20 protein-coding genes are annotated in these 20,453 nt (G+C 67.1%); 4 read left to right on the forward strand and 16 right to left on the reverse strand.

Annotation, left to right across the window (positions count from 1 at the left end):
- The 10 genes from ABS88_RS11885 to aspS all read right to left on the reverse strand — a co-directional run.
- A partial coding sequence (locus ABS88_RS11885) for a MipA/OmpV family protein (RefSeq protein WP_286749868.1) occupies window positions 1–398 on the reverse strand: 398 nt, incomplete at its 3' end.
- 71 nt (window positions 399–469) lie between these two features.
- Window positions 470–1,519 carry a GTPase ObgE gene (gene obgE / locus ABS88_RS11890; RefSeq protein WP_003042868.1) on the reverse strand — a complete coding sequence of 350 codons (1,050 nt, stop codon included), beginning with the start codon at window positions 1,517–1,519 and terminating at the stop codon, window positions 470–472.
- 96 nt (window positions 1,520–1,615) lie between these two features.
- Window positions 1,616–2,020 carry a hypothetical protein gene (locus tag ABS88_RS11895; RefSeq protein ID WP_058811189.1) on the reverse strand — a complete coding sequence of 135 codons (405 nt, stop codon included), beginning with the start codon at window positions 2,018–2,020 and terminating at the stop codon, window positions 1,616–1,618.
- Entirely contained in the window at window positions 1,996–2,865 is an 870-nt protein-coding gene (locus tag ABS88_RS11900; RefSeq protein WP_286749869.1) for a DUF1295 domain-containing protein, read from the reverse strand. The genes ABS88_RS11895 and ABS88_RS11900 overlap by 25 nt, the downstream gene beginning before the upstream one ends.
- A complete protein-coding gene (locus ABS88_RS11905; protein ID WP_286749870.1) occupies window positions 2,862–3,521 on the reverse strand; it encodes a lysophospholipid acyltransferase family protein in 660 nt (219 codons plus the stop codon). The genes ABS88_RS11900 and ABS88_RS11905 overlap by 4 nt, the downstream gene beginning before the upstream one ends.
- Before the next feature lie 299 nt (window positions 3,522–3,820).
- On the reverse strand, window positions 3,821–4,606 hold the full coding sequence (locus ABS88_RS11910) for a polyphosphate kinase 2 family protein (protein ID WP_104959759.1): 786 nt from the start codon (window positions 4,604–4,606) through the stop codon (window positions 3,821–3,823).
- A 92-nt stretch (window positions 4,607–4,698) separates the two neighbouring features.
- Window positions 4,699–5,577, reverse strand: a complete 879-nt coding sequence (locus ABS88_RS11915) for an alpha/beta fold hydrolase (protein ID WP_104959760.1) — start codon at window positions 5,575–5,577, stop codon at window positions 4,699–4,701.
- Window positions 5,574–5,960, reverse strand: a complete 387-nt coding sequence (locus ABS88_RS11920; RefSeq protein ID WP_076076091.1) for a type II toxin-antitoxin system VapC family toxin — start codon at window positions 5,958–5,960, stop codon at window positions 5,574–5,576. Before ABS88_RS11920 ends, ABS88_RS11915 begins: the two co-directional genes overlap by 4 nt.
- Complete coding sequence (locus ABS88_RS11925; protein ID WP_076076094.1) at window positions 5,957–6,310, reverse strand: hypothetical protein; 354 nt, start codon at window positions 6,308–6,310, stop codon at window positions 5,957–5,959. Before ABS88_RS11925 ends, ABS88_RS11920 begins: the two co-directional genes overlap by 4 nt.
- A 62-nt stretch (window positions 6,311–6,372) precedes the next feature.
- Entirely contained in the window at window positions 6,373–8,154 is a 1,782-nt protein-coding gene (gene aspS, locus ABS88_RS11930; RefSeq protein WP_076076096.1) for an aspartate--tRNA ligase, read from the reverse strand.
- Between the two features lie 449 nt (window positions 8,155–8,603).
- Between aspS and rnd the strand changes: the two genes are divergently transcribed.
- The gene (rnd, locus tag ABS88_RS11935) at window positions 8,604–9,788 is read left to right on the forward strand and encodes a ribonuclease D (RefSeq protein WP_076076099.1); all 1,185 of its coding nucleotides are present in this window, start codon (window positions 8,604–8,606) and stop codon (window positions 9,786–9,788) included.
- A 129-nt stretch (window positions 9,789–9,917) separates the two neighbouring features.
- Here the strand turns inward: rnd and ABS88_RS11940 are convergent, their stop codons facing one another.
- The 4 genes from ABS88_RS11940 to ABS88_RS11955 are packed head-to-tail and all read right to left on the reverse strand — an operon-like array spanning window position 9,918 to window position 15,463.
- Entirely contained in the window at window positions 9,918–11,378 is a 1,461-nt protein-coding gene (locus ABS88_RS11940; RefSeq protein ID WP_234002441.1) for a Ppx/GppA family phosphatase, read from the reverse strand.
- 4 nt (window positions 11,379–11,382) lie between these two features.
- Entirely contained in the window at window positions 11,383–13,551 is a 2,169-nt protein-coding gene (locus ABS88_RS11945; RefSeq protein ID WP_104959762.1) for an RNA degradosome polyphosphate kinase, read from the reverse strand.
- Entirely contained in the window at window positions 13,542–14,198 is a 657-nt protein-coding gene (locus ABS88_RS11950) for an HdaA/DnaA family protein (protein WP_067107553.1), read from the reverse strand. The genes ABS88_RS11945 and ABS88_RS11950 overlap by 10 nt, the downstream gene beginning before the upstream one ends.
- Window positions 14,198–15,463 (reverse strand): hypothetical protein, encoded by a 1,266-nt coding sequence (locus tag ABS88_RS11955; RefSeq protein WP_067184926.1) that lies wholly within the window; start codon window positions 15,461–15,463, stop codon window positions 14,198–14,200. Before ABS88_RS11955 ends, ABS88_RS11950 begins: the two co-directional genes overlap by 1 nt.
- Window positions 15,464–15,612: 149 nt before the next feature.
- Here ABS88_RS11955 and purM point away from each other — a divergent pair, with 149 nt between their 5' ends.
- The 3 genes from purM (at window position 15,613) to cls (ending at window position 19,308) form a co-directional block, all read left to right on the forward strand.
- A complete protein-coding gene (purM, locus tag ABS88_RS11960; protein WP_104959763.1) occupies window positions 15,613–16,719 on the forward strand; it encodes a phosphoribosylformylglycinamidine cyclo-ligase in 1,107 nt (368 codons plus the stop codon).
- A 138-nt stretch (window positions 16,720–16,857) separates the two neighbouring features.
- Window positions 16,858–17,808 carry a phosphoribosylglycinamide formyltransferase gene (gene purN / locus ABS88_RS11965; RefSeq protein ID WP_104959764.1) on the forward strand — a complete coding sequence of 317 codons (951 nt, stop codon included), beginning with the start codon at window positions 16,858–16,860 and terminating at the stop codon, window positions 17,806–17,808.
- Between the two features lie 54 nt (window positions 17,809–17,862).
- Complete coding sequence (gene cls / locus ABS88_RS11970; RefSeq protein WP_076076110.1) at window positions 17,863–19,308, forward strand: cardiolipin synthase; 1,446 nt, start codon at window positions 17,863–17,865, stop codon at window positions 19,306–19,308.
- A 63-nt stretch (window positions 19,309–19,371) separates the two neighbouring features.
- On the opposite strand, the gene ndk is transcribed toward cls, so the two are convergent.
- Together ndk and ABS88_RS11980 are read right to left on the reverse strand one after the other, a co-directional pair.
- Window positions 19,372–19,794 (reverse strand): nucleoside-diphosphate kinase, encoded by a 423-nt coding sequence (gene ndk, locus ABS88_RS11975; protein ID WP_067107570.1) that lies wholly within the window; start codon window positions 19,792–19,794, stop codon window positions 19,372–19,374.
- A gap of 100 nt (window positions 19,795–19,894) precedes the next feature.
- Window positions 19,895–20,437 carry a hypothetical protein gene (locus ABS88_RS11980; RefSeq protein WP_286749871.1) on the reverse strand — a complete coding sequence of 181 codons (543 nt, stop codon included), beginning with the start codon at window positions 20,435–20,437 and terminating at the stop codon, window positions 19,895–19,897.
- Window positions 20,438–20,453 lie beyond the last annotated feature (16 nt).

Genomic DNA, 20,453 nt, shown 5'->3' on the forward strand with positions numbered 1-20,453 from the left:
AGCCAGGCTTGGGCGAAGGCGCCCGCTTCGACCGTCAGTCCGACCTTGGGCAGGTTGCCGCCGACGGCTTCGGGCTTGCGCTTGCGGATTATGCTGGCGGTCGGGCCGAAGTCGAATTTCTTGTCGTCGACAAGGTCGAAGCCAAAGCTCTGGTCGGGGGCCTCGAAGGCGAAATCCTCGCCAGGCTTCGCGCGCGAGAGGTCGACGAAGGGGCCGAGGACGAGCTTTTTGGATCCGGGGGTTTCGGGCCAGAATTGCGGCCCGGCGAAGACGCGGGTGCGCTTGCCGGTCGTTTCGCCTTCGTCCTGCGCGGTGGCCGGGACGGCGGTGAGCGCGGTGGCCGCGGCCAGGCAGAGCGAGAGAGGCGCGCGCAGGGCGCGGGACGCGTGGGGAGGCATGACGAACTCCTTGTTGTTCCGCGATCAAATGCCCCGCGGGCGCGTTTCGTTCCGCGCCGGCCGCCGCGCCGTCAAAGCGGCGACCAAGCGCCTTCGTCGTCGGCGTCGTCGCGATGGTCGGCCGCGGGCGCAACCGGGCCGATGGCTTCGAGCAATTTGTCGAGCACCGCACCGACGCCTTCGCCGCTGGCGCCCGACAGCGCCATGACCGGATAGCCGCTTGCTTCTTCAAGCTCGGCCTTGAGCGCGGCGATCAATTCCTCGTCGAGCGTATCGACCTTGTTGAGCGCGACGACGACCGGCTTGTCGGTCAACCCCGCGCCATAGGCGTCGAGTTCGTCGCGCACGATGTGATAGCTGGTCGCGACATCGGCATCATTGGCATCGACCAGATGCAGCAGCACGCGGCAGCGTTCGATATGCCCCAGAAAACGGTCGCCGATCCCCGCGCCATCGGCGGCGCCTTCGATCAGGCCGGGAATATCGGCGATGACGAATTCGCGCCCCTTGTGGCTGACGACGCCGAGTTGCGGCCGCGTCGTCGTAAAGGCATAGGCGCCGACCTTGGCCTGCGCGTTGGAGACGGCGTTGATGAAGGTCGACTTGCCGGCATTGGGCAGCCCGACCAGACCCGCATCGGCGAGCAGCTTCAAGCGCAGCCACACCCACATTTCCTCGCCCGGCCAGCCGGGGCCGTGCTGACGCGGCGCGCGATTGGTCGAGCTTTTGTAGCTCGCATTGCCGCGCCCGCCGTCGCCGCCGCGCAGAAAGACGATGCGCTCGCCCTCCTTGGTCAGATCGGCGAGCAGGCTGCGATCTTCGTCATCGGCCAGAATCTGCGTGCCGATCGGCACCTGGATGACCAGATCGTCGCCGCCCGCGCCGGTGCGATCGCGGCCGGCCCCGGGGGTGCCGCGGCGGGCCTTGAAATGCTGGGTATAGCGAAAGTCGATCAGCGTGTTGAGTCCGCTCACCGCCTCGAACACGATGTCGCCGCCCTTGCCGCCGTTGCCGCCGTCGGGGCCGCCATATTCGACATATTTCTCACGGCGAAACGAAACGGCGCCGGGGCCGCCGTCGCCGGACTTCACGAAAATCTTTGCCTGATCGAGGAAATGCATCGGCGCTCTTTAGGGCGAAGGGGCGCATTTGGCTAGGTCGCGATGGCGTCGCTCAACATGCCGCTGCCTTTGCCGCGCGCCGCGTTATTTTCCGGCCTATCGCGACGCCCAATAATCGAACGCGATCTGTTGCTGTTCGCGGATGAAACGCGCCGCGGCGGCGCCTTCCCACGGGCCGTCGTAGCCGAGCAACAGCGCAGTGCCGCCGACCCACCAGCCTTGACCGGGCAGCCGGTCGCTCTCGCGCACCACAAGCACGGCGAGATCGGGTTCGCCATCGAGCGCGCACAGCCGGTCGACCTCGCCCAGCGTCTTGCACAGCGCGCGCATCTTGGGCCGCGTGAAGCGGAAACCCAGGTCGCCGAGTATTTCGGAATAGCTGACGCTGCGTCCGTCGCGCGCCGCGGCGGTCAGGATCGCGCGAATGCGCGGCGCATCGCCCAGCGCGCCGGCATCGGCGGCGGCCGCTTCGCCGCCTAGCCCCTGGTCTTTGGCGGCCATGGGAAAAAGCCCGAGGTGCGCTGGACATAGTCGGCATAGCCGGGACGCGTCTTGTGCAGGCCCTTTTCCAGCAGCGCCTTGCCCGACCAGCGCGTCAGGGTGAAGGTCAGGAAGATGGGACCGATAACGCTCGCGACGGCGGCCCACAGCCCGATGTCGGCAGCGATCAGCCAGATGCCCCACCAGGTCAGCGCATCGCCGAAATAATTGGGGTGCCGCGTATACCGCCACAGGCCGGTGTCGAGCACCTTGCCCTTGTTCGCCGGATTCTTGCGAAAGGCATCGAGCTGCGCGTCGCCGATGCTTTCGAAAGCGATGCCGGTGAGCGCCGCGGCAACGCCCGCCCAGCCGATGACGCCCAGCGAGGGTGGCGGAAATGCGCCGCCCATGCGGATCAAGCCAATTAGACCTTCAGCCGGCTTTGAATTCACTGCGCTGGCCCACATGCCGATCTGCGCGGGGAGGCAGGTGAGGAACAGGAGCGGCGCTTGCGTCAGAAAGACGGTGAGGAGCGCCGTCTGCGCCCAGCTCCAGCCGCGGCGTTCCATCGTCCGCGCCATGATCCGTGTGTAGCGTGGGTCTTCGCCATGCGCGCGCCAGCGCACGAAGAGATGGATCGACAGGCGCAGCCCCCACAGGGTCGTGAGCGCGAGGATCGCCGCCGCGTGCACGCCTTCGATACCGACCTGCGCCGCGCTTGCGAGTGCCAGCAGCACCATGCCGAAAGCCCAGAAGGCATCGATGAACGAGACGTCGCGGATCGCCACCGCGATACCCCAGAGGATGAGGATCGCCGCGATCAGTGCCGCGAAATTGATCGCCAGAAGCGTCACTATGTCGGTCATCGGCCCGGTGCCTCCTCGCCCTGTGCCTCCACGCCCTGCACCTCCTCGTCGCGGCCGACGATGTCGTCGATCGACCGGACGGCGCGTTCGGGTATTTTCGGAATACAGCTTTTATAGACGTCGAACACCTTCATCATGTCGGCCCGGAAATCGCCCGTCGGCCAGATCAGCGGCCCCAGGCCGCCGGTCTTGGTGCCATAATCCATCAGGCCGACGACCATCGGCACCTTCGCGGCGAGCGCAATCTGGTAAAAGCCGGTACGCCATTTCTTCGCCTTGCCCCGCGTCCCTTCGGGCGCGACGGTCAGCATGAACTCGCGCCGCCGCGCAAATTCCTGCACCATCTGCTGCACGACATTGCTGCTGTTCCGGCGATCGACGGCAATCCCGCCCATCTGCCGCATGAAGCCGCCGAGCGGCCATTTGAACAGCGACAGCTTGCCCATGAAATGGGCGCGCACGCCTAGGTCGGCGGTCAGGCCGAGATAGTTGACGAAATCCCAGTTGCTGGTGTGCGGCGCGGCGATGATGATGAAGCGGCGCGGTTCGGGCACCTCGCCCACCGCGGTCCAGCCGCGCAGCCGGTACAGCAACAGCAGCAGGCGGCGCACCGCGCGCGCGACCGGCCCGGGCTGATCGTCTTCGATCGGCGTCACGTCTCTCTCCCCATCCTTAGGGTCAGGACCCATTAATTCCGCGATCGAGGTTTGAAGCGATTTTGCTCAGGGCGAGGAGAAAAGGCGAAGGAATATGAATATATTTCAAGTCTTTTCGACGACGCCATGGGCAAAATCGGTCAAATCCCGCAGGGACGCCGAAATGGCTTCGATCTCAGGCCCGCGCGGCCTTGCGGGTAGCGATGCTACCCGCTGCATCCGCCCAAGCCCGATATCTTCGCCATTTCGACGCCTCGAACGCGGAATTAATGGATCCTGACCCTAAGGCTGCCGCCGCCTCAGTCCTTCACCTCATAGCCGAAGGCCTTGCGCGCCAGCTTGACCACCGCGGGATCGCGTTCGGGCGGCGTCATCGGCACCGCGGCCTCCAGCCGCTCGGCGACATGCGTCAGCGCGGCGATGCGCGCCGCCTTCTTGTTGTTGCCGTCGATCACCTTCCACGGCGCCCAGCGCGTGTCGGTCTGCTGGAACATCTCCTCGATCGCGGCGAGATAGTCCTGGCGCTTGGCCCGGTTGCGATAATCCTCGCCCCCCGTCTTCCACCGCTTCCACGGATCGTCGAGGCGGTCGGCGAAACGCCGGTCCTGTTCCTCCTGCGTGACGTGGACGAACAGTTTGACGAGGTTGGTCGCCGATCCGGTCAGCTGCGCCTCGAACTCGTTGATCTCGTCATAGCCCTTGCGCCACTCGGCCTCGGTCGCGAAACCCTCGACGCGTTCGACAAGGACGCGCCCGTACCAACTGCGGTCGAAGACGCAGATTTCGCGGTTTCCGGGCAGGCGCGTCCAGAAGCGCCACAGGAAATGCCGCGCCTTTTCCGCATCGTTCGGCGCGCCGATCGGCCAGACCTCGTAGAAGCGCGGGTCGAGCGAGGCGGTCATCCGCTGGATGATCCCGCCCTTGCCCGCCGCGTCCCAGCCTTCGAGCATGATGACGCTGCGCTGGCCATAGGCGATATGCGCGGCCTGGATGCGTTCGAGCCGGTCCTGCAGCGCGGCGAGGTCCTTGCCATAATCGCCCTCGTATCGGGCGCCGGTTTCATGATCGGAGAGCGAGATGGTCATGCCGCCACCCTAGCCCAGCCCGACGCGCGCGACCAAGGGGGTGATCGCATATGTCGCTATCTGATACAGCCGCGGACGCCTTTCCCGAGCGGTCAGATCAGTCCGGCGAGCAGGTCCGCGACGCGCCCGGGCACTTCCATCGGGATGAAATGGCTGTTCTGAGCCCACAGCTCGTCGCGCACCGCGCCGAGGTGCGGGCCGAGTTCGGTCCATGTCGGGCTTTGCGAGAAATCAAGCGCGCCGTCGCGCGTTCCCGCCGGGGCGCGGATCAGCGTGACAGACGCCGCGAGGGCGCCGAGCCACGCATGGGGATCGTTCCGCAGCGCATTCTGATACATCGACGCTTCCAGCGCCGGCGGGCACGCCAGCTCAAACCCCTCGCCCGAAGCGGCCGGAAGCAGCCCGTGGGCGCAATAATCGGCGAGCACCCGCGGGTCCCACCGGCTGTAGGGCAGGCGATCGGCGAAGCGCGCGCGCATCTCGTCCGCATCCGCCCACTGGTTGCGGCGGCGCGACACCGGAAATTCGGCCGGATCGGGCACCGGCGCATCGCCGCCGCCGGCATAGAGTTCCGGCGCCATGATCACTGGATCGATCAGGACGAGATGGCGAAAGGCCTCGCGCCGCTCGGCGGCAAGGCGGGTGAGGACATAGCCGCCCATGCTGTGGCCGCAGCCGACGAGCGGCCGCCCGGCAAAGCGGTCGACCAGCGGCAGCAGCGCCGCGGCATTGCCGGTCCAGTCGGACAGCGACGCCGGCCGAAAGCTGCGTCCATGGCCACGATGATCGGGCGCGACGACATGCGTGCCGGACGGCAGCGCCGCGACCACCCGGTCCCAGCACCGCGCATGAAAACCCGTCGCGTGGAGCAGGAGCAGCGTCGCCCCTTCCCCCGGCTGCCCCCATTCGAACCAGCAGATGTCGCCGTCCGGCGTGGCGAGGCTGTGCGTGGCGGGACCCTGCTCCGTCATTTCGCCGCCTCGATGCAAGGAACACCATAAAGCGCCATCTGCCGGTCGCTCGTCACGACCATCAACCGCTCCCGCTCCGCCTGCGCCAGAATCAGATGATCGAACGGGTCGCCGTGATGAAAGGCGAGCGTATCGAGCGCGCGGATATGCTCCGCCGTCACGGGCAACAAGTCGATGCGTTGATCGTCAAGCAGCTCGGCGAAATGGCTTCCCGATTGCGCCAATTTGCCGACCCACCATTTTATCGTGATTTCCCAAAGCGACACGATACTGACCAGCACGTCATTGTCCGCATCGGCGATCAACGCGCGCGACACGGGGCCGAGGTGCGGCGAATCCTCCAGCCACCAGATCAGCGCATGGGTGTCGAGCAGCAGCCTCATTTATACCAGTTGCGCGCGGCCTCGGTATCTTCGCCATAGAGGGCGTCGAGGAAGCCTTCGGGCCATTCGTCGAAATGGTCGGCGACCCCGGTCTTCCCCCGCAGCGCCCCCGGCTGCCGCGGCTTGGCGTTCCGCGGCGCGGGCTTGATCGTCGGCGGGCCGGCCGCATAAGCGGGCGCGGCGGTAAAGGGCATGGGCATTTCCCGCACTCCGGCTTCGGGCGACGGCGCATCGGCCAATTGCCGCAGATAATCCTTCACCAGCGCCGACAGCGACGTCCCCAGTTCCGCCGCGCGAATACGCGCGCGGCGATGCGTTTCGTCGTCGAGGGCGATAGTGACATTCTTCATGTGAAACTGCGTATCACAGTTTCACAACCATCGCAAGAAAAAGCCCGAACGGAGCGTGTCCGTCAGCCCTTCGGCCCGTCCACCAGCCGGATATGAAGTTCGCGAAGCTGCTTTTCGGTGACCGGCGCGGGGGCGCCCATCATCAGGTCCTCGGCCTTCTGGTTCATCGGGAAGACGACGACCTCGCGGATGTTCGGTTCGTCGGCGAGCAACATCACGATGCGGTCGACCCCCGGCGCCGACCCGCCGTGCGGCGGTGCGCCGAACTTGAAGGCGTTGATCATGCCGCTGAAATTGGCATCGACGTCGGCCTGCGAATAGCCGGCGATCTCGAACGCCTTGTACATGATGTCGGGGCGATGGTTCCGGATCGCGCCCGACGACAGTTCGACGCCGTTGCAGACGATGTCATATTGCCAGGCGAGGATATCGAGCGGGTCCTTGGTCTCCAGCGCCTCCAGCTCGCCCTGCGGCATGCTGAACGGGTTGTGGCTGAAATCGATCTTGCCCGTGTCCTCGTCGGCCTCGAACATCGGGAAATCGACGATCCAGCACAGGTCGAAGCGGTTCTGGTCGATCAGGCCCAGCTGTTCGGCGACGCGCGTGCGCGCGAGGCCCGCGAGCTTCGCCGCGACGGCTTCCTTGCCCGCCGCGAAGAACAGGCCGTCGTCGGGACCGAGGCCGAGTTCGGCGGCGAGCGCGTCCATCTTGTCCGGTCCGTGGTTCTTGGCGATCGGGCCGCCCCATTCGCCGCCCTTGCGCGTCGCATAGCCGAGCCCCGCAAAGCCTTCGCCCTGCGCCCAGGCGTTCATGTCGTCGAAGAATTTACGGCTCTTTTCCGCCGTCCCCGGCGCCGGCACCGCGCGCACCACGTCGCCCGCCGCGACGATGTCGGCGAAGCGGCCGAAGCCCGATCCGGTGAAATGCGCCGACACGTCGGTGATGATCAGCGGGTTGCGCAGGTCGGGCTTGTCATTGCCGTATTTCAGCATCGATTCGCGGTAGGGAATGCGCGGGAAGCTGCCCGCCGGGGTCACCGACCGGCCGTTCGCATATTCCTCGAACACGCCAGCAAGGACGGGTTCGATCGCATTGAAAACATCGTCCTGCGTGACGAAGCTCATCTCGAAATCGAGCTGATAGAATTCGCCGGGCGAGCGGTCGGCGCGCGCATCCTCGTCGCGGAAGCAGGGCGCGATCTGGAAATAGCGGTCGAAACCCGCGACCATCAGCAGCTGCTTGAACATCTGCGGCGCCTGCGGCAGCGCATAGAATTTGCCGGGGTGGACGCGGCTCGGCACCAGATAGTCGCGCGCGCCCTCGGGCGACGAGGCGGTGAGGATCGGGGTCTGATATTCGGTGAACCCCTGCTCGACCATGCGGCGGCGCAAGGAAGCGATAACGTTCGCGCGCAGCAGGATATTGGCGTGCAGCCGTTCGCGGCGCAGGTCGAGGAAGCGGTATTTCAGGCGGATATCCTCGGGATATTCCTGCTCGCCCGCGACCGGCAGCGGCAGTTCGGCGGCGGCCGACTGCACCGCGACGTCGCGCGCGCGCACCTCGATCTCGCCGGTGGGCAGGTTCGCATTCACCGTCTCGGCCGAGCGCGCGACGACGTCGCCGGTGATCGTGACCACGCTTTCGGCGCGCAGTCCGTCGAGCGTCGCGAAGGCCGGGTCGCTGCTGTCGGCGACGATCTGCGTCAGGCCGTAATGATCGCGCAGGTCGACGAACAACAGCCCGCCATGGTCGCGCTTGCGGTGCACCCAGCCCGACAGGCGGACCGTCTGGCCGACGTCCTGACTGCGAAGCTGGCCGCAGTTATGGGTGCGATAGGCGTGCATTTTCGTGTCTTTCAAAGGCTGGAGAGACGCGCTCCGGAAACGCGCCGACATGGCCGCGCCTAAGGCAATGCGGCGCGCCATTTGTCAAGGGCGGGCTGGGAAATGGGTTCGAGGCGAGCGGGGATAGGGGAAAGAAAAAATGCGCGCAGAGGCGCAGAGACCGCAGAGATTTCGGGTTCACGCGGAGGCGCGGAGGCGCGGAGAAAGTCAGACCGATAGGCCCTTCCTTTTCCTGACCTCGATTTCATCGCGAAGCTGGCGAGAGAAAAGCCGCTTCGCGGCAAGCGCTGCCTCTCCGCGCCTCCGCGTCTCCGCGTGAATTTCATTCTTTCCTCCTCTGCGGTCTCTGCGCCTCTGCGCGAATCTCCACTCTCCCCGCCGCAGCGCACGAACCGCACCGCCACCAATTTTTCCTGCCCGTCGCGGAAAAGTCGCGGTATAGGCGCCCCATGCAAATCCATCCGTTGATCGAGTCCAGCGCGGCGCTCCTTGAATTTGTCGACCTCATCAAAGACAGCGATTTCATCGCGGTCGATACCGAGTTCATGCGCGAGAATACCTTCTGGCCCGAACTGTGCCTGATCCAGATCGCGGACAGCAACCATGCCGCGGCGATCGACCCGATGGCGCCGGACATCGACCTGCAGCCGCTGCTCGACCTGCTCGTCGACAATGAGGACGTGCTCAAGGTCTTCCATGCCGGGGGGCAGGATGTCGAAATCATCTTCAACCTGACCGGCAAGACGCCGCATTCGATCTTCGACACGCAGATCGGCCAGATGGCGCTCGGTCAGGCCGAGCAGGTCGGCTATTCGAACCTGGTCGAGGCGTGGCTGGGGGTGCAACTCGACAAGGGCGCGCGTTTCACCGACTGGAGCCGCCGGCCGCTCGACAAGCGCCAGATCGACTATGCGATCGGCGACGTCACCCATCTCGCCAAGATCTTCCCGATGATGCTGAAGAAGCTGGTGAAGACCGGCCGCGGGCACTGGCTCGACGAAGAGATGGAAAAGCTCGCCGACCCGGCACACTACAGCGTCGATCCGGACAAGGCGTGGCTGCGGATCAAGGCGCCGACGCGCAAACCCGAGGTGCTCGGCCGGCTCAAGGCGCTGGCGGCGTGGCGCGAACGCGAGGCGCGGAACAAGAATTTGCCGCGCGGCCGCATCGTCAAGGACGAGACGCTCGCCGACCTCGCCGCGCACCCGCCGAAGGATCAGGATGGGCTGGGCCGAGTGCGCGGCCTGTCGGCGACGTGGAAATCGAACGATATCGGCGGGCGGCTGATGGAAGCGCTCGCCGGTGCGCAGCCGCTGGCGAAGGAAGACATGCCCGACCGCGCCCCGCGCGGGCCGGGGCTGGGCAAGGAGGGCGCGCTCGTCGCCGACCTGCTCAAGCTGCTGCTCAAGATCCGCTCGCGCGAACTCAATGTCGCGGCGCGGCTGATCGCGCGCAGCGACGATCTGGAAGCGCTCGCCGCCGGGCGCCGCGACGGCATCGCGATGATGCAGGGCTGGCGCTACGAGGTGTTCGGCCAGGCGGCGCTCGATCTGGTCGAGGGACGGATGGGTTTCGCCGTCCGGGGCGGTAAGCTGGTGATGAGCGAGATCGAGCCGGCGGCGGCCGACGCCTGACGACCGAGTTTGTTCCCCGGCGAAAGCCGGGGTCCAGAAAGTGCAGCGCTACCTCGCATGGACCCCGGCTTTCGCCGGGGAACAGTTCGTCGACGTGGCATAGTTGCCAACCTTAAGCGGCGATGCGCGCTAAAGCAGCACCAGTTCGGGCTTGGCGCCCAGCGCCTGGCCCAGCGCGCGCAGGCGGCGATCGACCGCCTCGCCCGCCAGATGATGCCAGCCGGGATCGAGGCTGAGTTGCAGCTTGCCATCGACGAGCGCGAGCGCGCTGGCCTTCAGCGGCGCTTCGACCCCACCCGTCAGGCGCTGCGCAAGCCGGATCGCAAGACCCCATTGCCGCGCGCGCTCGACCCGCTCCGCCGCGACCAGGCTGTCCATCGGGGGGAAATCCTCGTCGGCGCCGCCGAATCCGGCATGGAGCGCGCGCGCGAGCAGGATGCGGCCCGGAATATCGATGCTGCGCCAGTTGCCATGCAGGCCGATCTCGGTGCTCCGTTCGGCGCGGAAATCGGGGTTCGCCGACCAGGCGACGTCGCTCAGCAGGCTCGCGGCGAGCCGGATGCGGGCGTCGGCGGGGGTTTCGCTCGCGAACAGCGGCGCGATCCAGTCGGCGATCGTCCGGCCGTGCGATCCGAAGCGCGCGAGGCGGCGCCCCTCGAATTCGGCGGCGGCGATCAGCGGGTCCTGCGCGCGCGTCGCGGGATCGAGCGCCTGATAGAGCAGGCCCTCGCGCAGCCCCGATGAGGAGACCGTCATCTGCGGCGCGTCGATGATATCGACGAGCGTCGCCAGCAGCATCGTCGCGTCGGGCAGCGCCGCGGCGCGGTTCGACGCCATGCCCGGGATCGCGCGCAATTCCTCGAAGCTCATCCGCTTCGTCGCGCGGATCAGGCGGCGCAGCGCCGTGCGCGGGATCACGTGATGATCGAGCACGGGCAGCGGATAGCGCGTCAGTTCGAAATCCAGACGCGCCAGCGCGCGCCACGAACCGCCGACCAGATAGAGCGGCAGCCCGGCCATGTCGCCCGGCCAGCCCGCCGCTTTCAGCAGCTGGCGCACCGCGCGGTCGAACGCCTGCTGCCCCTGCCCGCGCAGCGCCGGCAGGCGCAGCACGCCGAGCGGAAAGGAGGCGCGGCGCCCGACCGCGCCGTCGGCGACCTCGGCCAGTTCCAAGCTGCCGCCGCCGAGGTCGACCGCGATGCCGTGCGCATCGGGAATGGCCGCCAGCACGCCGCAGCCCGCCGCCTCCGCTTCCTCGGCACCCGACAGCAGGCGGATTTCGAGCCCGGCCTCGGCCGCGCCGGCCATGAAGTCCGCGCCGTTGGTCGCGTCGCGCACCGCGGCGGTCGCGACGCATTGCAGGTCGCCCACCTCCATCTGGCGCGCGAGCAGCGCGTAGCGGCGCAGCGCGGCGAGACCTCGCTCCGCATCCTCGGGCGCGATCGCGCCGTCGATCGCCAGGCCGCGCCCGAGCCCGGCCGGTACCTTTTCGTTGAAGATCACCGCGGGCGCGCGCGCCGCCCCTTCGTAGACGACGAGACGGACCGAGTTCGAACCGATGTCGATGACCGCAGAGCGGAGGACGGGCAAGAGGTCAGTCCCCGCGCAGATGGACGTCGAGCGTCGGGACGTCGTGGCGCTTGTGGAGCGCGGTGCCGCGTCCCGAAAGCGACGGGTTGTTCATGAAATAATGATGCAGGTTGAACGGCTTGTCGCCCGGAACCAGACGCACATAGGTGCCGTCGGGCTGAAGCACCCAGCTTTGTTCGTTGTCGATCAGGTTCGCGACCAGCACCTGGTCGAGGATCTGGTCGTGCACGGTCGGATTCTCGATCGGGATCATATATTCGACGCGCCGGTCGAAGTTGCGCGGCATCCAGTCGGCGCTGGAAATATAGAGCTTCGCGCCGCTGTGCGGCAGGCGCGCGCCATTGGCGAAGGCCCAGATGCGGCTGTGTTCGAGGAAGCGGCCGACCACCGACTTGACGCGAATCCTCTCCGACAGGCCGGGCACGCCGGGACGCAGACAGCAGATGCCGCGCACGACGAGCTCGATCGGCGCGCCCGCCGCGCTCGCTTCGTAAAGCTTGTCGATGATGTCGGGGTCGACGAGGCTGTTCATCTTCGCCCACAGGCCCGACGGGCGCCCCGCTTTCGCCGCCGCGATTTCCGCGTCGATCAGCTCGCTGAGGTGCCGGCGCATGTTGAGCGGCGACATCGTCACCATTTCCAGCCGCCCGGGTTCGACGTAGCCGGTGATGTAATTGAACAGCTGCGCGGCATCGCGACCGGCGCGCGGATCGGCGGTGAAGAAGCTGAGGTCGGTGTAGATGCGCGCGGTGACCGGATGATAATTGCCGGTGCCGAAGTGGCAATAGGTGCGATACCCCTGCCCTTCGCGGCGTACGACCATCGAAATCTTGGCGTGGGTCTTCCACTCGATGAAGCCGTAGACGACCTGCACCCCGGCGCGTTCGAGCTGGTTCGCCCACAGCAGGTTCTGCTCTTCGTCGAAGCGGGCCTTCAACTCGACGATCGCCGTCACCGACTTACCCGCCTCCGCCGCCTCGATCAGGGCGCGGATGACCGGCGACTGGTTGCCGGCGCGGTAGAGCGTCTGCTTGATCGCGACGACGTCGGGGTCCGCCGCCGCCTGGCGCAGGAAGGACAGGACGACGTCGAAGCTTTCATAGGGATGGTGGACGACGATGTCCTTGCTGCGGATCGCAGCGAAGCAGTCGCCGCCATGTTCGCGGATGCGTTCGGGAAAGCGCGGCGAATAGGCCGGGAACTTGAGGTCGGGCCGGTCGATCTCGACCAGCGCGGACAGCGCCGCGAGGCCGACGAAGCCGCCGATCTTGGCGATCGTCGCCTCGTGCCCCTGAATGCCGTCGCCGAGCACCGCCGCCAGTTCCTCGGTCATGTCGGCGCCGAATTCGAGCAGGATCACGCGGCCGCGGCGACGGCGACGGATCGCGGTGCGGAACAGGCGGACGAGGTCCTCCGCCTCTTCCTCTATCTCGATATCGCTGTCGCGAATGATGCGGAACACCCCGCGCGAGCGGACGGTGAAGCCGGGGAACAGCAGGTCGGCGAAGATCTTGACCAGATATTCGACCGGCACGACGGCGCTCGCCTCGCCCGGGAGCGACACGAAACGCGGCAGCGACGGCGGAATCATCACCAGTTCGCGCACCGTCTCGCCATCCGCCTTGCGCTGGAGATCGAAGATCACGCCCAGCCCGCGATTGGGAATGAAGGGAAAAGGATGCGCCGGGTCGAGCACCTGCGGGGTCAGGATCGGGAAGATCTGGTCGATGAAATAGGGGCGCAGCGCAGCGCGCAGCGCCTCCGGGTCCGAATCGGAACCGTGGACGACGATCCCCTGTTCGGCCAGCAGCCGATGGAGAAGCTGCCATTCGCTCTGCTGCTGATCGACGAGGCGCTTCACCTCGGCCTCGATTTCGGCGAGTTGCTGCCCCGGCGAGCGGCCGTCGGCGGACGGGTCGTCGATCCCCTGAAGCTGCTGCCCCTTCAGCCCCGCGACGCGGACCATGAAGAATTCGTCGAGGTTGCTGCCGGAGATCGACAGGAAGCGCAGGCGTTCGAGCAGCGGATGCGCGGGGTTGCGCGCCTCCTCCATCACCCGCCGGTTGAAGGCGAGCCACGACAGTTCGCGGTTGAAGAAGCGTTCGGGGCCGAAGCGGGGCGGCGCCGGATCGGCGTCATTTTCGGCGCGAAGAGGGCCTGCAGCTATCGACATGTGGCGTCATCCTGCCTTTCGAGCAAATCGGGATCGATCAGCCCCTGTGACAGTAATGTTTCACGCGTAAGACGAATGCCGATGCGGCGTCTTTTTTCGAGCGAGGCCGCGTCCAGCGCGGCGACGATGCGGTGGATCATCGCATAGCTGCGCTCCATCCGCGGTACGATGTAGGAGGGAACCTCGGGCGCGATCGCCAGTCCGCGCCGCGCGAACAGGGCCTCGATCAGGTCGCGCGCCAGGCAGTCGTCGGGCTCGCCGATCGTCAGCACCGGCACCGCGCGCAGCCGCGACGCGAGGTCGGGAAGCGCGATCCCCCAGTCGGCCGGCAACGCATCGGCGATGATCAGCAGCGGCGTCCCCGACGCCTGCGCCGCGTTCCAGGCGTGGAACAGCGCCTCTTCCGAAACGCTGTCGTGCCCGTCGATGACGCGGCCGCCGGTCTCGCGTGCGAACAGGCGCCCCATCAGGCTGCGGCCCGAACCGCGCGGCCCGGTGAGCACGGCGGTCCGCACCGGCCAGGTCGCGACGTGGCGCAGGTAGCGCACCGCGTCGGCATTGCTCGTCCCGACGATCAGCGGGCCGTCGTTGGCGCCGCCAGCGCTCCAGTCGAGCGGCAGCGCGATCTGTCCCGTGGATACCGCCATCAGCGGCTGATCCTGAGCTGCCCGCCGCCTTCCTGCACCTTGAAGCCGCGCGCGGCGAGCGCCGCCTTGAGCGTGCCGAGGTCGCCGCGGAAGGTCACGCGCATCACCGACGTGCCGCCGAGCGCGAGGCTGGTGGTCGAGGCCGACTGGACCCCGGCGATGGCGCCGACCGCGCGCTCGGTCGCCGAAACCGATTCGACATCGGGCGACACATATTGGACGGTGAAGCTCTGGACGCCCGCGGGCGGCGTCGCCGAAACGCTGGCGTCGGTTTCGACGGGCAGCGTGTCGTCGCCGGCCGCATCCTCCGGCAGGTCGACCTTCTCGACCGGCTTTTCGAGGACCAGATAGGTGTCGGTCCGCAGGACGCCGGCGGCCAGCGCATTGGTATAGATGGCATCCATGCGCGCGACCGCCTTTTCCATCATGTCGGGCAGCGCGGCGGGGCTCGGCCCCGTCATGGTGAAGCTGTCGATCAGCTTGTCGTCGGGGCCGAAGCGCGCGGTGAAATAGCCTTTGATCGGTCCGCCGGGATAGCTGTATTCGACGCGTGCGATCGGCATCAGCACGTCGGCGGCGCCATATTGGTCGAGGATCACCCGCCACCAGACGCGCCCCCGCCGCCCCGTCTGCCCGGCGTTGAGCAGCAGCGTATCGGCGCCGGTGCCCGCGGTGCGGACATAGTCGATCGCGCTCTGCCCCGTATTATATTCGGCCCAGGCGCGCTGCCACGCGCTGCGCTGTTCGAACACCTGCGCGATGCCGTCGACCGAATAGACGGGGATGACGAGCAGCGGCGGCGAGCGCAGCGTCCGGCCGCTGACACCCAATATCTGCCCCGCGCGCACGCGATCGAACTGGATGCCCAGCGTGGCGACATAGCGGCGCGGCCCGATCTGTTCCTTTTCGACGACGATCGCGGTGACGATGCCGTCGAGCACCGAATCGCCGAGCGCGGGACCGTCGCTGCCGTTGATCCGGCGATAAAGCTGTTGCCACCCCTTGCGCTGTGCCTCGCGCCATCCTTTTTCGCGCGCCTCGTCGGCATTGGCGCCGACGACGTCGACGGTGATTCCGCTGGCGAGGAAATCGCCGCTGCTGTTGATCGGGGTGATGCCGCGATTGCCGCGACTGATCTGCCCCTCGACGAGGCCGGCGACCAGAATCGCCAGCAACAGCGCGGCGAACGCGGCCCAGCGCCAGTCGCGCGGCCAGGAAATCGATCGCGAAAAGCGAGGGAACGGGAGGGAAGCGGCGGAAATCATCTCTACTCTTGGTTCAACCCTCGAAGCCGTTCCGTCCTACCGCCACCACGGCGCCGCAACGGTGATTCCAGCATGCCCTACGCGAAAGCCATGGCCAGCGACAAGGAAATCATGGCATTTGTCGCCGGGAAGAGTTAGGCGCGCGTGCCATGGATTCCAAGCATAACCAACCCGCCTCCTATACCTATGCCCAGGCCGGGGTATCGATCGAGACCGGCAATGCGCTGGTCCGTGCCATCGCTCCGCTCGCCCGTGCGACGCGCCGCCCCGGCGCCGATGCCGATCTGGGCGGCTTCGGCGGCTTTTTCGACCTCAAGGCCGCAGGTTTCAGCGATCCGCTGCTCGTCGCGGCGAACGACGGGGTGGGCACCAAGCTCAAGCTCGCGATCGAATCGGGGCGGCACGAAGGCGTCGGCATCGACCTTGTCGCGATGTGCGCGAACGACCTGATCGTGCAGGGTGCCGAGCCGCTGTTCTTTCTCGACTATTATGCGACCGGCAAGCTCGACAACGATGTCGCGACCGCGGTCGTCGCGAGCATCGCCGAAGGATGCCGGCAGGCAGGATGCGCGCTGATCGGCGGCGAGACCGCCGAGATGCCCGGCATGTATGCCGAAGGCGATTACGATCTCGCGGGTTTCTGCGTCGGCGCGGTCGAGCGCGACCAGGTGCTGACCGCCGACAAGGTCGCGGCGGGCGACGTGATCCTCGGCCTTGCGTCCTCGGGCGTGCATTCGAACGGATTTTCGCTCGTCCGCCGCCTCGCCGCCGACAAGGGATGGAAGCTGGGACGCCCGGCGCTGTTCGATCATGACGTGCTGCTGATCGACGCGCTGATGGCGCCGACGCGCATCTATGTGAAGAGCCTGCTGCCGCTGGTGAAGAGCGGCAAGGTCCACGCGCTCGCGCACATTACCGGCGGCGGGCTGCTCGAGAATATCCCGCGCGTGCTGCCGAAGACGCTGCATGCGCATGTCGATGCCGATGCGTGGGACCAGCCGCGGCTGATGGCTTTCCTGCAGGCACAGGGGAATATTGAGCCCGAGGAAATGGCGCGCACTTTCAACTGCGGGATCGGCATGGCGGTGGTGGTGGCGGAAGCCGACGCCGCCGACGTGACCGCGGCGCTCGAAGCCGCGGGCGAGACGGTGCACCGGATCGGGCATATCGCTGAGGGCGAAAAGGGCTGCACCGTGTCGGGCGGGTCGGAGACGTGGAGCGCGATGGCGGCATGGTCGGCGACGCATCATGGCTGAAATCCTCCCCACGCGTGGGGAGGTGGCAGCCGCGCAGCGGCTGACGGAGGGGGCCATCGTGGCCCGCCTGCGTGGCTTGGGGACGCGAGCCCCCTCCACCGCTTCGCGGTCCCCCTCCCCGCAAGCGGGGAGGATTTGATGACGAAAGCCCGCGTCGCCGTTCTGATCTCCGGCACCGGCACCAACATGGCGGCGCTGCTCTATGCCGCCAAGGCCGACAGTTGCCCGTTCGAGATCGTCCTCGTCGCGAGCAACAATCCCGACGCGCCGGGCCTGACGCTCGCGGCCGCCGAGGGCATCGCGACCTGGGCGCAGTCGCACAAGGGCATGGGCCGCGATGCCTTCGACGCGCTCGTCGATGCGCAGCTTCGCGCCGCGGGGACCGACTATGTCGCGCTCGCGGGCTATATGCGCATCCTGAGCGCCGATTTCGTCGCGCGCTGGGAGGGACGGATGCTCAATATCCATCCCAGCCTGCTTCCCAAATACAAGGGCCTCCATACGCACCAGCAGGCGATCGACGCCGGCGACAGATTCGGCGGATGCAGCGTCCATGTCGTGACCGCGGCGCTCGACGACGGGCCGGTGCTGGCGCAGACACCGGTCGCGATCCTGCCCGGCGATACCGCCGACAGCCTCGCCGCGCGGGTGCTGATCGCCGAGCATCAGCTCTATGCCCCGACCCTCGCCGCCTTCGTGATGCGCGAGGCGACGCCCGACTATTGGCTTGCCCGCGTGCGCGAACTGGCGATGGCGATGCCCGAGGCCGAAGAGACGCTGTCGCACGGCATGCCCTGCTTCGGAATCGTCAAGGGCAAGAAATTCGCCTGGTTCAGCCACGATCACCACGGCGACGGACGCACCGCATTGCTCGTCAAGATCAGCGGCGCCGAGGAGCAGGCGCTACTGATCGAGCAGGACGCGGAGCGGCATTTCCGCCCCGCCTATTTCGGCGATGGCTGGATCGGCATCCGGCTCGATACCGGCGACAACGACTGGGACGACCTCGGCGCCCGGATCGCGCGAAGCTGGCGCGCGGTCGCGCCGAAGAAGCTCGCCGGGCTGATGGCGGTCGCGGACGAATTCTGACGCCGGGCGGATTGCCGCTGGCCTTTTCGGCAAAAGCGGGGTGAATGAAGGGCGATGCGGTCCGACATCGCCTTCGTCCTGACGATCCTGTGGATCGCGGTCTATGCGACCGTGATCGCGCGCATCCTGCTGCGCCCGCAACGCGAGCCCGCCTCGCGCCTCGCCTGGCTGATCGCCGCGATCGCGGTCCCGGTGGTCGGCGTCGTCGCCTATCTGCTGCTCGGCGAAGCACGGATCAGCGCGAAACGGCGCGCGCGATACCGGCAGATCGAGGCGCATCTGCCGCATCCGAGCGAAAAGGCGGCAGCGCGCAGAAAGCTGGCGAAGACGCCTTATGCCGCGCCCTTCGCGCTCGCCGAGACGGTGAACGCCCTGCCCCCGACGCTGGGCAATCGCGCGCATCTGGCCGCCGACGGCAATGCCGCGATCCGCGAGATGGTCGCCGACATCGACGCGGCGAAATCGACCGTTCACCTGTGTTTCTATATCTGGCTCGCCGACAACAACGGCTTTCGCATCAAGGATGCGCTGATCCGCGCCGCGCAGCGCGGGGTGAAGGTGCGCGTGCTGGCCGATGCACTCGGGTCGCGCGGTTTCATCCGATCGGCGCACTGGATCGCGCTGCGCAACGCCGGGGTCGACGCGCGGATCGCGCTGCCGATCGGCGGGCTGGTCTGGACGCTGATCCGCGGCCGCTTCGACCTGCGCAACCACCGCAAGCAGCTTATCGTCGATAACCGCATCGCCTGGTGCGGCAGCCAGAACCTCGCCGATCCCGAGTTCCGCATCAAGTCGCGCTATGCGCCCTGGGTCGACATCATGACGCGATGGGAAGGACCGGTCGTGCGCGACTGCCAGTTCGTCTTCGCCGCCGACTGGGAATCGGAGCATGGCGACGACATCGGCGACCTGCTGGGCGATGCGGCCGAGCCACCCCCCGCCGCCGATCCCGGGATCGCGGCGCAGGTGATCGGCACCGGCCCCAACCTGCCCTATCCCGCGATGACCGCCTGCTTCACCTCGCTGATCCACGCCGCGCGGCGCGAACTGGTGATCACCACCCCCTATTTCGTGCCCGACGAACAGCTGATCTGCGCGCTGCTCGACACCGCGCGGCGCGGCGTCGCGACGACGATGATCCTGCCCCGCCGCAACGACAGCCGGATCGTCGCCAATACCAGCCGGAGCTATTACGAGCCGCTGATCGCGGCGGGCGTGCGCCTTTACGAATTCGGTCCGGGCCTGCTCCACGCCAAGACGATGGTCGTCGATGGCGAGGTGGCGCTGATCGGGTCGGCGAATCTCGACCGGCGCAGCTTCGAACTCAACTTCGAGAATAATATCCTGTTCGCCGACCAGCGTTTCGCCGCCGATATCCGCGCCCGGCAGGATGCCTATCTGGCGCAGTCGACCCCGGTCACGGCGGAGACCATCGCGAATGTCGGCACGGTGCGCCGCCTGTGGCAGAATCTGGTCGCGACGCTCAGCCCGCTGCTGTGACGCGTAAGGAAAAGGCCACCGGATCGCTCCGGCGGCCTTGTCGAATATCGCCGAAGGCCTCGCTCAGCCGACGATTTCTTCGGGCTTGAAGAAGAAGGCGATCTCGATCGCCGCATTCTCGTCGCTGTCGCTGCCGTGGACCGAGTTCGCCTCGATGCTCTCGGCAAAGCTCTTGCGGATCGTACCTTCGGCGGCGTCGGCCGGGTTGGTCGCGCCCATGATGTCGCGGTTGCGCTTCACGGCGTCCTCGCCCTCGAGCACCTGCACGACGACGGGACCAGAGGTCATGAAGGCGACCAGATCGCCGAAGAAGGGGCGTTCCTTGTGGACCGCGTAGAAGCCCTCGGCCTGCTCGCGGGTCATGTGGATGCGCTTCGATGCGACGACGCGCAGCCCGGCGTCTTCGAGCGCCTTGGTGACGGCGCCGGTCAGGTTGCGACGCGTCGCGTCGGGCTTGATGATCGAAAAGGTGCGGGTGACCGCCATGGGGAAAGCTCCTGCCTTGCTGTGTCTGGAATGCGCGCGCCTCTAGCCGCGCTTTTGCCGCACCGCAAGAAAAGAGCGAAAGCCGCGCGAGCCGCGGCGATCAGCCGCCGGTGCTATAGGTGACGGTGCCGTTGACCATATCGCCCGCCTGGGTCGCCGTGACCTGGATCCCCGTCTTGTCCGCGCCTTCCTTTTCGGCGCCCAGCATCAGCGTGTCGCCCGCCTTGACCTCGGTCGTCACCTTCATGCCGGCACCCTCGGCCTGCTTGCGGAAATGGGCGATGACGTCGGCCGCCTTCGCCTTCGCCTCGAAGCTCGCCATGCCGCCGTCGCCGTCCTTGCCCGAGGCGGCGAAGCCCCCGGTCATCTTCGCACCCGGAAAGGGCGCGATGCCCGCCGGCAGCTTCGCATTGGCGGCGCCGCCGCCGAAACGCATCTCGCCGTCCTCGGTCCTGATGCTGATATTGCCCTCTTCGCCGTCGGCGCTGCTGGTGATCTTGTAATCAGTCTTTTCGCCGGTGTCGGGATCGGTGACGGTACCGCTAGCGACCTCGGTCTCGGATTTCGATCCGCAACCCGCCACGAGCAACGCAGCGGCAGCCGCGACACCGAGGGGAAGCGAAGAGAAAAGGCGCGTCGTCATCATGATCCTCCTGCTG

Source organism: Sphingopyxis sp. SCN 67-31 (assembly GCF_001725095.1).

What these genes read in the sequence shown, in the direction of transcription:
- ABS88_RS11980 (WP_286749871.1), bottom strand. Translation starts at nt 20,437, where the DNA reads ATGACGACGCGCCTTTTCTCTTCGCTTCCCCTCGGTGTCGCGGCTGCC.
- ABS88_RS11955 (WP_067184926.1), bottom strand. Translation starts at nt 15,463, where the DNA reads ATGATTTCCGCCGCTTCCCTCCCGTTCCCTCGCTTTTCGCGATCGATT.
- obgE (WP_003042868.1), bottom strand. Translation starts at nt 1,519, where the DNA reads ATGCATTTCCTCGATCAGGCAAAGATTTTCGTGAAGTCCGGCGACGGC.
- purM (WP_104959763.1), top strand. Translation starts at nt 15,613, where the DNA reads ATGGATTCCAAGCATAACCAACCCGCCTCCTATACCTATGCCCAGGCC.
- ABS88_RS11910 (WP_104959759.1), bottom strand. Translation starts at nt 4,606, where the DNA reads ATGACCATCTCGCTCTCCGATCATGAAACCGGCGCCCGATACGAGGGC.
- aspS (WP_076076096.1), bottom strand. Translation starts at nt 8,154, where the DNA reads ATGCACGCCTATCGCACCCATAACTGCGGCCAGCTTCGCAGTCAGGAC.
- rnd (WP_076076099.1), top strand. Translation starts at nt 8,604, where the DNA reads ATGCAAATCCATCCGTTGATCGAGTCCAGCGCGGCGCTCCTTGAATTT.
- ABS88_RS11915 (WP_104959760.1), bottom strand. Translation starts at nt 5,577, where the DNA reads ATGACGGAGCAGGGTCCCGCCACGCACAGCCTCGCCACGCCGGACGGC.
- ndk (WP_067107570.1), bottom strand. Translation starts at nt 19,794, where the DNA reads ATGGCGGTCACCCGCACCTTTTCGATCATCAAGCCCGACGCGACGCGT.
- ABS88_RS11920 (WP_076076091.1), bottom strand. Translation starts at nt 5,960, where the DNA reads ATGAGGCTGCTGCTCGACACCCATGCGCTGATCTGGTGGCTGGAGGAT.
- purN (WP_104959764.1), top strand. Translation starts at nt 16,858, where the DNA reads ATGACGAAAGCCCGCGTCGCCGTTCTGATCTCCGGCACCGGCACCAAC.
- cls (WP_076076110.1), top strand. Translation starts at nt 17,863, where the DNA reads ATGCGGTCCGACATCGCCTTCGTCCTGACGATCCTGTGGATCGCGGTC.
- ABS88_RS11925 (WP_076076094.1), bottom strand. Translation starts at nt 6,310, where the DNA reads ATGAAGAATGTCACTATCGCCCTCGACGACGAAACGCATCGCCGCGCG.
- ABS88_RS11895 (WP_058811189.1), bottom strand. Translation starts at nt 2,020, where the DNA reads ATGGCCGCCAAAGACCAGGGGCTAGGCGGCGAAGCGGCCGCCGCCGAT.
- ABS88_RS11945 (WP_104959762.1), bottom strand. Translation starts at nt 13,551, where the DNA reads ATGTCGATAGCTGCAGGCCCTCTTCGCGCCGAAAATGACGCCGATCCG.
- ABS88_RS11900 (WP_286749869.1), bottom strand. Translation starts at nt 2,865, where the DNA reads ATGACCGACATAGTGACGCTTCTGGCGATCAATTTCGCGGCACTGATC.
- ABS88_RS11950 (WP_067107553.1), bottom strand. Translation starts at nt 14,198, where the DNA reads ATGGCGGTATCCACGGGACAGATCGCGCTGCCGCTCGACTGGAGCGCT.